Annotated in this window: 10 protein-coding genes; 4 read left to right on the forward strand and 6 right to left on the reverse strand. The window is 64.0% G+C overall.

Going from position 1 to position 14,777, the window contains the following annotated elements; genetic code table 11:
* Nucleotides 1-127: 127 nt before the first annotated feature.
* The 5 genes from ACQKRQ_RS23070 to ACQKRQ_RS23090 form a co-directional block, all read right to left on the reverse strand.
* Nucleotides 128-2,482: a bifunctional diguanylate cyclase/phosphodiesterase gene (locus tag ACQKRQ_RS23070; RefSeq protein WP_342960554.1), complete on the reverse strand. Its 2,355-nt coding sequence runs from the start codon at nt 2,480-2,482 to the stop codon at nt 128-130.
* Nucleotides 2,483-2,975: 493 nt separating this feature from the next.
* Nucleotides 2,976-3,866: a PhzF family phenazine biosynthesis protein gene (locus ACQKRQ_RS23075; protein WP_427479630.1), complete on the reverse strand. Its 891-nt coding sequence runs from the start codon at nt 3,864-3,866 to the stop codon at nt 2,976-2,978.
* 166 nt (nt 3,867-4,032) lie between these two features.
* Complete coding sequence (locus tag ACQKRQ_RS23080) at nt 4,033-4,497, reverse strand: RidA family protein (protein WP_132375398.1); 465 nt, start codon at nt 4,495-4,497, stop codon at nt 4,033-4,035.
* An 88-nt stretch (nt 4,498-4,585) separates the two neighbouring features.
* A complete protein-coding gene (locus ACQKRQ_RS23085) occupies nt 4,586-5,782 on the reverse strand; it encodes a PLP-dependent aminotransferase family protein (RefSeq protein WP_132375397.1) in 1,197 nt (398 codons plus the stop codon).
* 72 nt (nt 5,783-5,854) lie between these two features.
* Complete coding sequence (locus ACQKRQ_RS23090; protein ID WP_427479633.1) at nt 5,855-6,553, reverse strand: VOC family protein; 699 nt, start codon at nt 6,551-6,553, stop codon at nt 5,855-5,857.
* 263 nt (nt 6,554-6,816) lie between these two features.
* Here ACQKRQ_RS23090 and ACQKRQ_RS23095 point away from each other — a divergent pair, with 263 nt between their 5' ends.
* Together ACQKRQ_RS23095 and htpG are read left to right on the forward strand one after the other, a co-directional pair.
* Complete coding sequence (locus ACQKRQ_RS23095) at nt 6,817-8,271, forward strand: PLP-dependent aminotransferase family protein (RefSeq protein WP_132375395.1); 1,455 nt, start codon at nt 6,817-6,819, stop codon at nt 8,269-8,271.
* Nucleotides 8,272-8,450: 179 nt separating this feature from the next.
* Entirely contained in the window at nt 8,451-10,349 is a 1,899-nt protein-coding gene (htpG, locus tag ACQKRQ_RS23100) for a molecular chaperone HtpG (protein WP_132375394.1), read from the forward strand.
* A 145-nt stretch (nt 10,350-10,494) separates the two neighbouring features.
* On the opposite strand, the gene ACQKRQ_RS23105 is transcribed toward htpG, so the two are convergent.
* Nucleotides 10,495-10,776, reverse strand: coding sequence for a hypothetical protein (locus ACQKRQ_RS23105; protein ID WP_427479634.1), 282 nt, complete (start codon nt 10,774-10,776; stop codon nt 10,495-10,497).
* Between the two features lie 262 nt (nt 10,777-11,038).
* On the opposite strand from ACQKRQ_RS23105, the gene ACQKRQ_RS23110 reads away from it, so the two are divergent.
* Nucleotides 11,039-12,847 (forward strand): hypothetical protein, encoded by a 1,809-nt coding sequence (locus tag ACQKRQ_RS23110; protein WP_427479636.1) that lies wholly within the window; start codon nt 11,039-11,041, stop codon nt 12,845-12,847.
* 44 nt (nt 12,848-12,891) lie between these two features.
* The gene (locus ACQKRQ_RS23115) at nt 12,892-14,715 is read left to right on the forward strand and encodes a tetratricopeptide repeat protein (protein ID WP_427479637.1); all 1,824 of its coding nucleotides are present in this window, start codon (nt 12,892-12,894) and stop codon (nt 14,713-14,715) included.
* Nucleotides 14,716-14,777: the final 62 nt, after the last annotated feature.

The raw sequence follows: 14,777 nt of genomic DNA on the forward strand, positions 1-14,777 counted from the left end.
GATCATCGTTTAGTGGTTTTGACGCGGCCGGCGGGCGGCATCGCGCTGTGATGCAGTACAGCGAGAATGTAGCCGGTTTTGCGGCGCTGCGGGTAGATGACCCGTGACGACCCGCTGCGTGCGCCGCTCAGGTGTTGGTGCTGGACACGCTGCTGGCGCTGTCCGCTTCGTGCGCGGTGCGGCGGCCCGTCATGCCGCAGACGCCGAAGCGTTCGAGCAGCGCCGGAATCGCGTCCACCGGCACCGGACGCGAGAACAGGAAGCCTTGTGCCTCGATATGGCCGAGCGCGGCGAGCCACGCAATCTGCTCTTCGGTCTCCGTGCCTTCGACCACCACCGTGAGCCCGAGCGAACGCGCCAGATTGACGATCGCGGTGACCATCACGCAGACGCTGCGGTCGCCCGGAATTGCCTGGATGAACGAACGGTCCACCTTCAGCGTATCCACCGAGAAGCGGTTCAGGTAGGACAGCGACGAATAGCCGGTGCCGAAATCGTCGAGCGCGATGCGCACGCCGAGACGCTTCAACGCGAAGATCTTCTCCGAGACGAGTTCGGGATACTCCATCATCGCCGTTTCGGTGATTTCGAGCTCGAGGCGGCGCGCGGAGATACCGCTTTCCTCGATGGCGTGCGAGATCGTTTCGTACAGGTCGCCGCGCCAGAATTGCACCGCCGAGATGTTCACCGCCAGCGACAGCGTGTCGTAGCCCTGTTGCTGCCACAGCGCGAGTTGCCGGCAGGCGGTCTCGATCACGAAGTCGCCGATCGGCACGATCAGGCCGGTCGATTCGGCAACCGGAATGAACTCGTTGGCCGGAATCAAACCGTGCTGCGGATGATTCCAGCGCACCAGCGCCTCGAAGCCGGTAATGCAGCGGCGCGTCAGATCGATCTTCGGCTGATAGGCGAGGAACAGTTGCCCTTCGGCGAGCGCGACGCGCAACTGCTGTTCCCACTTCATCAAATGATCCGCGCGATGCGACAGTTGCGGCGAATAGAACTGATAGCAGTTCTTGCCCGCGTCTTTCGCGCTGTACATGGCGAGGTCGGCTTTTTTCAGCAGGTCGATCTCGCTTTCGTTGGTGACGGAGTAGAGCGCAATGCCGATGCTCGCATGCAGCACGAACGAACTGCCGCGCACTTCGAACGGCTTGGCGAACGCTTCGGCCGCGGCCTCGGCGAGCGCGACGGCGCGCTTCTCGACGTCGTCGCCCTTGATCACGACGACGAACTCGTCGCCGCCGATGCGGCTCAGCGCGCCGCCTTCGCCGACCGCGGTGGCGAGTCGCGAGGCCGTCATTTGCAGCACGATGTCGCCGGCGTTGTGGCCGAGCGTGTCGTTGACGGTCTTGAAGTTGTCGAGATCGATAAAGAGAATCGCGAGGCGGCCGAGGTTGGCCTGCTGCGCCACGTCGTGCCGCAGCGTTTGCAAGGTCGCGTAGCGATTGCGCAGACCCGTGAGCAGATCGTATTCGACCAGATGCGTCATCTCGCGCTCGCGGCCGAGCAGTTTGCCGATCAGGCCGGTGGCCACGGCAAAGAAGCTCAGCATGGCGAGCGAGATGAAGCCCGCCATCAGCAGATAGACGTTGCGTGTGTGGTTGTAGTCGGCGAATTCTTCGGCTTGCGAGAGACCCACCAGCACGCCGAGCGGATAACCGTCGATATGCCGGTACGACACGATCCGCGTGACGTTGTCGATCGAATCGATGTAGGTGCCCGACACATGCTCCGAGGTCGGATACGAGCCGCTCGCCGAGAACGCGCCGTTGGCGGTTTCGGCGCTGCCGGTGCGCCGCGCGAGCACGGTGCCGTTGTCCGAGATCACCGCGATCACGCCTTCGCGGCCAATGGCCGCGTTGTTGTAGAAGTCGGTGGTGAAATAGCTGGGATCTTCGGAGACCACCACGACGCCCGCGAACGAGCCGTCCGGATGATTCAGACGCCGCGTCATCTGCAATGTCCAGTGACCGGACACGCGACCGAGCACCGGCTTGCTGATATACAACTGGTCGTCGTTCTCGTGTTCGTGGACCTTGAAGTGTTCACGGTCGGATAGATCGATGCGCCTGGGATTGAGTTCGGCGGTGTTGGCGATCAGCGTGCCGTGCTCGTCGATCAAGGACACCTGCACCAGCGTCTCGCTTTGCACTACGCCTTTTTCCACTGTGCTGGCGAGATCGAAATGATTCGGCGTCTTCTCGAACTCGAATTTGACAAAGCGGGTGATCTGATCGACCTGGTGAATCGCCTTGACCGTGTGCTGCTCCAGCGCCGCGGAGAGAATCGCAGCAGAGGCCATGGCTTCACGATAAGTGGCTTCTTTCTCGACCGACAGACGCGCGAAGATCACCGTCCAAAGCAGGATCAGGACCAATACGCCGAGCGCGGGAATCGCGAGCAAAGCGCGCCGGCGCGACACTGCGGGATCGCGCCGTGCTTTGGCTTCGCGCTGGTCGGAGAAGCGGGATTGACTCATCGGGCGGCCCGTGCGTGGGTGCCGGCCGGTTGCAAACGAACGAGCGTCGACTGCGCTGATTTCATGAGTGGCTGCATGGTGACCAAGGTGCCGGAACTGCTGCGCAGAAGAGATAAGCGTGGCGCCGTGCCTGACCATCCGCAGGTCATCGGGTACGTCTCGATATTACTTAATGCCACTGGATTAAGGAAGAGGCCGGGCATCGGGTATACGAGGGCGCGGCAAGCTGCCCGGTGCGGCGATTTTGGCACCCCGTCCGGCCAATCTTGAGGCGGCCGCTGCGCTGTCGTGTTCGAGTATTTCATCGGGAATCGGCGGCGAGGCGCGCCGGCATTCAGGTGTGCCAGGCCTTTAACAGGCCTCTTCCAATGCAAGGCGCATTTAATCGCGCAAACGATGCGGCGTTTTGTGGTCAAGCGCGGCCAGGCAGGGCGAACCCTATGCCGCTTCCGTCTGCATGCCTGACACATGAACGAGGCAAGGGGCGTGCCGATCAGGGCAAGCGAAACGTGCCGTCGACAATCGTCACCGACGGGCCGCCGATCCATGTCTTGCGGCGTGCGTCGTCGTAGTGCACGGAAACCTGGCCGGCTCGGCCCAGCGCGGTGCCTTGACGGGCTGAATAGTGCGTGCCCGGGCGCAACTGCTGGGCGCTCAGCAGGCCGGCGAGCGCCGCATTGGCGCTGCCTGTCACAGGGTCTTCACCGATGCCGAAACTACCGCCGGCCATCAGGCAGCGTACCTCGAAAGTGGCCGGGCCGCCGGCCTCGTGCGGGCCGTAGACGGCGAGGCCATGCGTATCGACCGAACGCACGATGTCGGCTAACGCGGCGGCATCGGGTTCCAGCGCGAGGCATTCACGCGCCGAATTGACGCGCACCACGAGCCACGGCGCACCATTGTCGACCGCGCAGGGCGTCGCGCTGAAATCGATCGCGTCGCTACGTAAAGCCGTAGAGAGTGCCGCGTAGCGATCCTCGGCAAGCGGCATGACTCGCGCGGGCGGCGCGGCGAAGGCCCATGCGCCGTCCGCTCCCGGCAGCGCCTCGAGTTCGACGAGTCCCACGCCGCATTGCTGCACGAGCTTGCCGGCCTGCTTCGGCTGGTAGCCGCTTTCGCGCAGCGCGTGCGCGGTGCCGAGCGTCGGATGACCCGCGAACGGCAGTTCGCCATGCGTGGTGAAGATGCGCACGCGATAGTCGGCGGCCGGGTCGGTCGGCTTGAACAGGAAAGTCGTTTCGGACAGATTGGTCCAGTGGGCGATGGCCTGCATCTGATTCGCATCGAGTGCATCGGCATCGAACACGACGGCAAGCGGATTGCCTTTGAACGGCACCGACGTGAACACGTCGACTTGTTTGAAACGGACAGTGTGAGCGGGCATCGGGCGCGGTCCAGCGAATCAAACGGATGGATAGGGTTGGCGGATTCTATCCGTTGACGGCGGAACGATCTACCTCGCCACAAATGCAAAACGCGCCGCGGGTGGCTGACACCTCGCGACGCGTTCCTGTTCCGTTGCGCCGGATGAACCGGCGGCGTCGACTGCGTTACTCGACTTCGGCGATCATCTCGATCTCGACGCACGCGCCGAGCGGAATCTGCGCGACGCCGAATGCCGAACGCGCATGCTTGCCGCGTTCGCCGAACACGTCGGCGACCAGTTCGGACGCGCCGTTGGTGACCAGATGCTGTTCGGTGAACTCGAGCGTCGAGTTGACGAGGCTCATCAGCTTGACGATGCGCGTGACGCGGTTCAGATCGCCGACATGCGCGTGCAGCGTGGCGAGCAGGTCGATGGCGATCGAGCGTGCGGCGGCTTTGCCTTCCTCGGTCGTGAGGGTGGCGCCGAGCTTGCCGGTCCATACCTTGCCGTCCTTCTTGGCGATATGTCCGGAGAGATACACCGTGTTGCCGCTTTGCGCGCTCATCACATACGCGGCAGCCGGTGCGCCGGCGGTCGGCAGTTCGATGCCCAGTTCCTCGAGCCTGTCGTAAATATTCGTTTGAGCCATGGTGTGTCCTTCGTCAGTAGTGGAATTCGCTGGATGCGGGCCGGGCGAAAATCGGGCAAACCGCGCGCAAACAAGCGCGCGGCAGCGTTTAGATTTTCGCGCGGATCAGCGCGCCGAGACGCGACACGCCTTCGTCGATTTTGGCCGGCGGCACCGTCACGAACGACAGGCGCAGCGTGTTGTGTTGCGCTTCGCTCGCGAAGAACGGACCGCCCGGCACGAACGCGACGTTCTGCGCGACAGCTTCTTCCAGCAGCTTCATGCTGTCGATCTGCGCGGGCAGATTCACCCACACGAACATGCCGCCTTCCGGGCGGTTCCAGCTTACGCCTTCCGGCATGTAGCGTTCGAGCGAGGCCAGCATGGCCGCGCATTGATTGCGATACAGTTCGCGGATGGTCGGTACGTGCGTGTCGAGGAAGCCGTCCTTGATCACTTCGTACACGATGCGCTGCGTGAAGCTCGGCGTGTGCAGATCCGTGGCTTGCTTGGCTTGCACGAGTTTGAAGATCAACTCTTCCGGCGCGATGATGTAGCCGACCCGCAGGCCCGGCGCCAGCACCTTCGAGAAAGAACCGAGATGGACGATGTGGTCAGGCGCCATCGACAGCATGGTGGGCAGCGGTTCGCCCGCGTAGTCGAGCGCGCCGTACGGATCGTCTTCGATCACCGGGAACGGCGCGGTCTTCGCGAACTCGGCGAGCGCGCGACGGCGTTCGACCGGCAGGCGGCGCCCCGTCGGGTTCTGGAAATTGGGTTGTGCGTACAGGAGGCGCGCGCCGGCCGTCAGTTCGGGCGTGAGCCCTTCGGGGACGAGGCCTTGTTCGTCGGTCGGCACTTGCACGTAGCGCGGCTCGTACATGGAGAACGACTGCAGCGCGCCGAGGTAGGTCGGCGTTTCGACCAGCACCGGGCTGTCCGGACATACCAGCACCTTGCCGAGAAGGTCGAGCGCCTGCTGCGAGCCGGTCGTGATCAGCACCTGAGTCGGACGAATCTGCGCGCCGTTCACCGAATAGCGCTTCGCGACCCATTCACGCAGCGGCAGAAAGCCTTCGGTCGCGCTGTATTGCAGCGCCGCGGCGGGTTCGTCGCGCAGAATGCGGTCCGCTGCCGCGCGCATGCGTTCGGCCGGGAAGGTCGCCGGCGAAGGCAGGCCGCCCGCGAACGAAATGACTTCGGGCCGCTCCGTGACCTTCAGAATCTCGCGGATCGCCGAGCTCGTGAGCTTGCGTGCGCGTTCGGACAATTGCCACGTGGGGGCTTTCAAGTCGCTTTGGTCCATGGTCTCCTCTGCTGGTACTGGAACCGGTCAAAACTTCAATTATCGCGCGAGTCGGCGACCCGCGCGCGCTGCTTATTTAAGGGTCCGTAGACCGTCGGGTGTTTCAAATTCGGCGCTGAGCGCCGGGGCGCCTTCCGTGGGCTGCAACTCGATCAGATGCGCTGCGCCGAGCCAACGCAGTTGCGCCACCACCGTATCGGCTTGCGGATGCGCGCCTTTCAAGGCTTTCAGCGAAATCTCCGTTTCCGGCAAGGCCGTGGACGGATGGTTCGTCGTATCCCACTGGATCAACGAGGGCAGCACGCCGTCGCCGATGCCTTGCCAGGCGGGGAACGCGCCGTCGTCGGGTACGGTCAGGCCCCAGGTGAAATCGCCGCGCGTCATCGGCACGACGGGTGGAATGCGCTCCGGATACTGCGCCTGCCACGTCGGCAGGTGTTTGGGCCGCTCGACCCGGGCGACCCAGTGCGACAGATACGGTCCGTTTTCGAGCCGCGCGTGCGTTGCCGGGTCGTCGAGGGCAAAGAGGCGCGGGCGCGCGCTGCCGTCGGCTGGCGCAGTGGCCAACGACGCCGCCTGCGGATCGACCGCGATCACTTCCAGATACACGCCGCCCCACAGATTCAGCAGGCGGTTGTGCGTGCGCATCAGCGGATGCGCGCCGCCGCCGGCCGGTGCGACGCCGAGCGTATCGGCGACGTACTGCGTGCCCTCGTCGAGGGTGCGGGCGGAAATGACGAGGTGATCGAGGCGGAGCGGATGAGCAGTCATGACGGATCGGGGAAACGGTTTCTGCGGTAAGCCGGAGCATGCCGGGTGTCGCGGCAACGCTGCCGGGGCCGTAAGCATAACCGTTTGCCGGATCGGCGGGCCATGCGGATGGGTGTTCGGCAGGGTTTTGCCGGAGTGCGCCTGGGCGTGGTGAGGCTTGCCGTGCCGCATTCCATCCTTTACTGATCTCAAATGTAACGACGCCGACCGGCACAGTAACGGTACAATCCATTCGATACTGTTCGGTACAGTTGGAGCCCGTCATGTCCGTCCCGCTCGCCCAGATTCCCGCCCCGCACGACACGGCGTCGCTGACGCTGGTCGAGCAGCTCGTCCAGTGGGCGCGCCGCCGCATCGAGGAGCGCGTGTTCCGCCCCGGCATGCGCATGCCGTCGATCCGCAAGCTCGCGCTCGACAAGGGCGTGTCGCGCTTCACCGTGGTCGAGGCGTATGAACGGCTGGTGGCGCAGGGTTTTCTGGAGTCGCGGCGCGGCTCCGGGTTCTATGTGCGCGAGCGGCTGGGCGCGTCGGCCAGCACCGAGATTCATCCGCTCACCGAGGCGGCGCCGGCGCCTGCCACGATCGACGTGGTCTGGCTGCTGCGCAACATGCTTCACACCGGCGCGCGGCCCGAGCGCAGTCCCGGCCTGGGTTATCTGCCGGCGCGCTGGCTCGACGGCGATTTGATCACCAACGCGCTGCGCACGCTTGGCCGGCAAAGCGGCGCGCAGATGCTCGGCATCGGCACGCCGCTGGGTTTCCTGCCGCTGCGCCAGCAATTGCAGACGCGGCTCGAGGAACTGGAGATCGGCGCATCGCCGGATCAGATCGTGATGGTGTCCGGCATCACGCAGGCCATCGACCTGATCTCGCGCATCTACGTCAAGCCGGGCGATGCCGTGATCGTCGGCGACCCGGCGTGGTTTCAGATGTTCGGGCGTTTCGCGTCTCAGGGCGCGCGGCTGGTCGGCATGCCGTACACGCCGGACGGCCCGGATCTCGACGCGCTCGAGTCGCTCGTGCAGACGTGGCGGCCGAAAATGCTGGTGATCAATTCGGTGCTGCAAAACCCGACCGGCACGTCACTCACGGCGGCCCAGGCGTTCCGCATTCTGCGTCTTGCCGAAGCGTACGATTTCATCGTCGTCGAGGATGATATTTATGGCGATCTATGTCCGCCGAGCTATCCGGGCACGCGCCTCGCGAGCCTCGACCAGTTGAAGCGCGTGATCTACCTCGGCAGTTTTTCGAAGACGCTCGCGCCGAATCTGCGGGTCGGTTTCGTCGCCTGCGCGCCTGAAGTGGCCACGGCGGTCAGCGACCAGAAGATGCTGGTCGGCATGACGAGCCCGGAACTGAACGAGCGTGTGCTGTACAAGATCCTGACCGAAGGCCACTACCGGCGGCATGTCGAACGGCTGCGTGTGCGGCTCGACGGCGTGCGCGAGAAATCCGTGCGGATGCTGGAGAAGACCGGCCTGAAGCTGTTCCTGACGCCCATGGCCGGCATGTTCCTGTGGGCCGACACGGGCGTCGACGCCGACGCGCTGGCGGCCGCCGGCCACGAAGCCGGTTTTCTGCTGACGCCCGGCAGCCTGTTTTCCCCGCAGCAGTCGTCGACCACCTGGATGCGCTTCAATATTTCCAACTGCGGCGATCCGGAGCTGGCAACCTTTTTGTGCCGTTATCTCGACAGCGTGGCGCGCCGCGCCTCTTGAAACCGCGCCGGCTTGCCCCCAATTACGCGGACAATCCGGCGGCCGGCGCTCCGGCGGCCGGCGCTTCGGCCCAGCGGCGGCGGCCCACCGGCGTTCCGCCGGCGGCAAGCCCGCAGGCCGCAACGAACGGCGCCGCGCCTGACTTGAACCCCCATTCGCAACAGAGAGGAAGTCCGACCATGGCACAAGAAACCATGAGCTTTCAGGCAGAAGTGAAACAGCTTCTGCACCTGATGATCCATTCGCTGTACAGCAACAAGGAAATTTTCCTGCGCGAGCTGATTTCGAACGCGTCCGACGCGGCCGACAAGCTGCGCTTCGAAGCGATCGAAAACAGCGCGTTGTACGAAAACGATCCGAACCTGCGGATTCGCGTGTCGTACGACAAGGCCGCGCGCACCATCACGCTCGACGACAACGGCATCGGCATGAGCCGCGACGAAGCGATCGCCAACCTCGGCACGATTGCGCGCTCGGGCACCAAGGAATTCTTCGGCAAGCTCTCCGGCGACCAGCAGAAAGACGCGGCGCTGATCGGCCAGTTCGGCGTGGGCTTCTATTCGGGCTTTATCGTCGCGGACAAGATCACGGTCGAAACGCGCCGCGCCGGTTTGCCGGCCTCGGAAGGCGTGCGCTGGGAAAGCGCGGGCGAGGGCGACTTCGCCGTCGAGCAGATCGAGCGCGCCGCGCGCGGCACGACCATCACGCTGCATCTGCGTGCGGATGAAGACGACCTGCTGTCGTCGCATCGTCTGAAGTCGATCATCCAGAAGTACTCCGACCACGTCGCGCTGCCGATCCTGATGCAGAAGGAAGAGTGGGACGCGGAAAAGAGCGAGATGGTCACCAAGGACGAGGACGAGACCGTCAATCAGGCCAGCGCGCTGTGGACCCGCGCGAAGAACGACATCACCGACGAGCAGTACAAGCAGTTCTATCAGCATCTCTCGCACGACCATCAGGATCCGCTTACGTGGACGCATAATCGCGTGGAAGGCCGCAGCGAATACACGCAATTGCTGTACGTGCCGACCCACGCGCCGTTCGACATGTTCAACCGCGACTATCGCGGCGGCCTGAAGCTGTACGTGAAGCGCGTGTTCATCATGGACGACGCCGAGCAACTGCTGCCGGCGTATCTGCGCTTCGTGAAGGGCGTGGTCGATTCGGCGGATTTGCCGCTGAACGTGTCGCGCGAAATCCTGCAGGAAAGCCGCGACGTGAAGGCGATCCGCGAAGGCGTGACCAAGCGTTCGCTGTCGATGCTCGAAGAACTGGCCAACTCGGATAACGAGGCGGACAAGGAAAAGTACGCCGGTTTCTGGAAGGAATTCGGCCAGGTGCTGAAGGAAGGCATCGGCGAAGACTTTGCCAATCGCGAGCGGATCGCGAAGCTCGTGCGCTTTGCGTCGACGCATACGGACACGCCGGAGCAGACCGTGTCGCTGGCCGACTACGTCGCGCGTATGAAGCCCGAGCAGACCAAGATCTACTACGTGACCGCCGACACCTGGCAGGCCGCGACCCACAGCCCGCACCTCGAAGTGTTCCGCAAGAAGGGCGTGGAAGTGCTGCTGCTGACCGATCGCGTGGATGAGTGGATCCTGTCGTTCCTGAACGAATTCGAAGGCAAGCCGCTGCAAAGCGTGGCGCGCGGCGATCTCGATCTGGGCGCGCTGAACGACGAGGAAAAGCAGGCGCAGGAGAAGGTCGGCGAAGAGTTCAAGCCGCTCGTCGAGAAAATGAAGGAAGCGCTGAAGGACAAGGCCAAGGACGTGCGTCTCACGTTCCGCCTGACCGATTCGCCGTCTTGCCTCGTTGCCGACGACGGCGAAATGAGCGGCTATCTGCAACGCATGCTCAAGGCCGCGGGCCAGCAAGCGCCGTCGTTCCATCCGATTCTCGAAGTGAATCCGGAGCACGCGCTGGTGAAGGGCTTGCATGCGGACAGCGCGAACTTCGACGACTGGTGCCATCTGCTGTTCGATCAGGCATTGCTCGCCGAAGGCGGCGCGCTGGACGATCCGGCGAGCTTCGTGAAGCGCACCAATGCGCTGCTGCTGGCGCGCGCGAATTGAGCGTGGATCGAGTTTGATTACGCGGCGTCTTACTGACGCCTGGAGTTGAAAGATGCGCTGCTTCCGCAGCGCATTTTTTTTGCCTGGTGCGGCGTGACGGAGCGAAGCGCAGTTGACTCCGCTTCGGCCGCCTCAGGACGGGTGCTTAACGCGCGGGCACCGATTCATCCAGATGGCGCGCTTGCGAGAGCACGCAACCGGCCAACTCTTTTGCCTCGTGACACGAAGTGTGATCGGCCAGCACTTTCGCCGCGAGACTACCGATGGCCTTGCTGGTCTGTTTCGACGTGTGGTGTTGCGCCAGCGCTGAGCCCGCCAGTTCCTTTTCCAGTTGCGCGACACCCGCGCGCCGTAGAACGATCGCAGCCAGATGAGCGATGCGGTCGGACGTTTTCTTCAATTTTTCAGTATTCAAACATTGCTCCATGCTGTAGTTGATCAAACTGATCGACTACCGGGCGTTACTCGTAGTCGACTGAAATTAATTATGGTTAACTAACTAAATAGAATCAACGTCATTAAATTGAGATTGATTTATGAGATGTGAAAACGCGGTTTTGTCTTATGCTCGCGCGATTTTAATTCGGAGGCTTGAAGGATTATTTTCAATCTCTAGGCATTGAAATCACCAGGTCTTATTTTTGTGATTACGCCTTCGCGCATGACAACAACAACGCTCTGAACTCCGCATGTCCGATTCCGCCCTGGCAGTACCTCTCGATTCTGTTCATCTCCTGTGGTCGATCCTGCGCGAGCAAGGTTTCGATGCCGCCGCGCGTCGCGCGGTCGAATTCGCCGTGGCCGGCGCAACGCCGCAGTTGCACGCCGACTTGTGCGCGAGCGCGGGGCGTTTCGAAGAGGCGTATCACAGCGCGTCGCAGGCGCAAGCGTGCGCGAACGGAGTGCGCCATGCGCGGGTCGCGCTGTTCGCCGACGCGCTCGGCTACACCAGCGCCGCGCAGCGCAACAGCGAGCGCGCGGTGGCCGTGCAGCCGGTCGAGGCAACGATCGACTGGGTCGTGTGGTTGATCGACACGTGCGGCGCGCAATCGGCGGCCGCGCGGATCTTGCGTGCCTATGAGCGTCGAGCGCCGCAGGACGCACGGGCGCCGTGGTGGTTGTCGATCGCGTTGGCGGCGCTGCCCGACACGAGCGCGCGGGACGAGCGTCGCGCGGCGTTGTTGCGGGCGTACGCGCTCGACCCCGCGGTCGATCCGGCGTTGCCGCTGCAACTCGTGCTGGCGTTACGCGAAGTGCGCGATTGGCCGACGGTCGAGCGTATCTGCCGCGAAAGGCTTGCGCGCGATCCCGCCGATGCGGAGATGGCGTGGCAACTCAGTCACGCGCAATGGCAGTGCAATGACGCGCCAGCGGCGGAGGCCACCATGCGCGCCGTGGACGCCGTCGCGCCCGGCAACGCGGACGTGCTGGCGGCCATCGGCATGTATCTGAACGAGCAGGCGCGCTACGAGGACAGCGAGGCGGCACTGCGTGCGGCGCTCGCGATCGATCCATCGGCGGTGCAGGCAGCGGTCGATCTCGCGGACCTGGAATTACGGCGCGGCGATTGGTCGATCGCGTGGCCGCGTTTCGAGGCGCGTCTTGCGCGCGAAGACCGCCAGCAGAACAACATCGTCAGCGTGATGATGCGTTTGTGTCCGCGCTGGCATGGCGAAGCGCTCAGCGGCAAGACCCTGGTCGTGCACAGCGAGCAGGGCAGCGGCGACGACATCCAGATGGTCCGCTTGGTTCCGCATCTGGCGGCGCGTGTGCGTGACGAAGGCGGACGGCTGGTGCTCGCCGTGCGTCGCGCGTTGCAACCGTTGTTTGCGCGTTCCTACGCGGATTGCGTGTCGATCGAAGAAGGTCCGCTCGGCTCACCGGATTACGCTTTGCCGCTCATGAGCCTGCCACTCGTGCTCGGTCTCGAACCGGAGCAGGTCCGCGGCGCGCCTTATCTGCAGCCCGATGGGTCGAAGGTCGCGGCGTGGCGCGAACGGATCAGCGCGCACGCGCCCGCTGCGATGTGGCACATCGGTCTCGTGTGGTCGGGCAGCCCGACGCATCGGCGCGACGCCAAGCGATCGATTCCGCTCGCGGCACTGGCGCCGTTGCTGAGGCTGCCGGATGTCGTATTCCATCCGCTCACGCCTGGACGCCACGCCGATGTGACGGTGCTGGCCGCGCAGGGTTTTCGTCTGTGCGATCTGACCGGCGATTACGAAGACGGCTTCGCCGATGTGGCGGCGCATCTCGCCGCACTAGACGCGCTCGTGACTATCGACAGCGCACCGTTGCATCTCGGTGGCGCGTTAGGACATCGCGTGTTCGCGATGCTCGATCACGTCTCGCACTGGTCGTGGGGCAACGAGGAGACGCAGCCCTGGTATGACTCGGTCGAACTGTTCCGACAGCCGCAGCCTGCCCAGTGGACGCCGGTGGTCGAGCGCGTGGCCGCGCGTCTGAAGACGATGATGGCGCCGGACCGGACAGCCTGAGCGGCGCAAGCCACGGCAAGTTGAGCAACTCACGCAACTGATCGATGTCGATGCACGAACCCGAATTCCCACTCCATACCAGCGCCTCCAACGATGTCGGCGCGATCACCGCGCGTGCCGATGCCTGCTTCGCCGCGGGGCGCCATCGCGAAGCGATTGCCGGCTACGAGCGCGTTCTCGCCGAACAACCGCGCAACGTGCACGCGCTCCATCGTCTCGGCCTCGCCTCATTTCGCGTCGATCGGCCCGAACTTTCGCGCAAGTATCTCGACCAGGCATTGAGCGTCGCGCCCGAGCGCGCGGATATCTGGGAGCATCGCGGCTTGATCGCCGCGCTGGGCGGCGAGCTGACGGCCGCTGAAGCGTTTTACCATCGCGCGATGGATCTGGATGGCGACTTTGCGAGCCTGCATCGGAATCTCGGCGATTGCCTGAAGCTCGCGAAGCGTCTCGTCGAAGCGCGCGGACACTACCTCGAGGCGCTCGAACTCGAGCCGGCATTGCATCATGCCGTTCGCGCGCTCGCACAGATCAGTACGGAGCTCGAACGCTATCAGGACGCCGCGGATTACTGGCTGCATGCGTGGACGCTCGACTCGACGCATCTGACGGACGCGCTCGAACTAATTTCGGCGTTGTGGAGAGCACAGGGCGGTGCGGGGATAGACGGCGTGCTCGTCGAGCTGCGCGCTCGCTTCGCCGGCGACGCATCCGCGCTGCAACAGGTGGCCTTCGCATTGAACGGCGTGGAGCGTTTCAAGGATGCAATCAGCGTCGCCACTGAAGGCCTCGGCGTCGATCCGCACAACGGCTGGCTGCATCATAACGCGTCATTTGCGTTCAATATGCTGGGCGACTTTCCGGCCATGTATGCGCATGCCGTCGAAGCCGCGCGGCTGATGCCCGATCATCCGTCGATGCAGTTCAACCTCGCCGCGGCACAACTGCGCGCGGGCGACTACGAAAACGGCTGGAAGCAATACCGCTGGCATGAGGCGCTGCCGGAAAATCACGACCTGGTTCGCCCGCCATATCCGGAGTGGCAAGGCGAGCGGGTGACGGGCCGTCGTTTTCTGCTCGTCGGCGAGCAGGGGCTGGGCGATCAACTGCAGTTTTTGCGCATGGCCGAGTGGTTGCATCGCCGCGGCGCGCAGGTTGACGTCTGGGTCGAGGCTCCGCTGAGCGAAGTGGCGCGCAATGCGGCCGGCGTGCATGCCGCGTGGACCACCGCGCCGCCCGGACCGTACGACTACTGGTGCCGCATGCTCAGAATGCCGGAGCATATGAAGCTGGACCTGCCGATGCTGCCGCTCGCGACGTCCTATCTGCGAGCGGAACCGGCGCAGGCGCAACGTTGGCAGAACCGCCTCGATGCAATCTGTGCGGCCGATGCGCGCGGTCCGCTCGGAAAACGCGTCGGCATTGTCTGGGCCGGCAATCCGGCGTACGGGCTCGATCGCTATCGTTCGATTCCGTTACGCGAATGGCTGCCGGTTTTGCAGCAGACTGGCCTGCAATGGTTCGCGCTGCAAAAGGGCGAGGCACAGAACGAGGCGGTGGCGTGGCACGCGGATATCGGCATGCACAGGCTCGGGCCCGAGATCGGCACGTTCGCCGACACGCTGGCGATCCTGCAGTCGCTCGATCTGGTGATTACGGTGGACACGGCGGTTGCCCATTTGGCCGGCGCATGCGGCACGCCGGTCTGGGTGCTGGTGCCCACGTTTACCGACTGGCGCTGGATGACGGAGCGCGACGATAGCCCGTGGTATCCGTCGGCGCGTCTGTTCAGGCAGCGCGAGTTGGGGCGTTGGGATACGGTGCTCGACGAGGTCGCACGAGCATTGCGCGATTTTGTCGCTGATTGAAAACCGGGCGGGCTCACACGCGCCCGGGTTTTTATTTAGAGCTGGCCTGGAACTGGTGGCCG

This window comes from Paraburkholderia sp. NPDC080076, assembly GCF_050281145.1.
GTDB lineage: Bacteria > Pseudomonadota > Gammaproteobacteria > Burkholderiales > Burkholderiaceae > Paraburkholderia.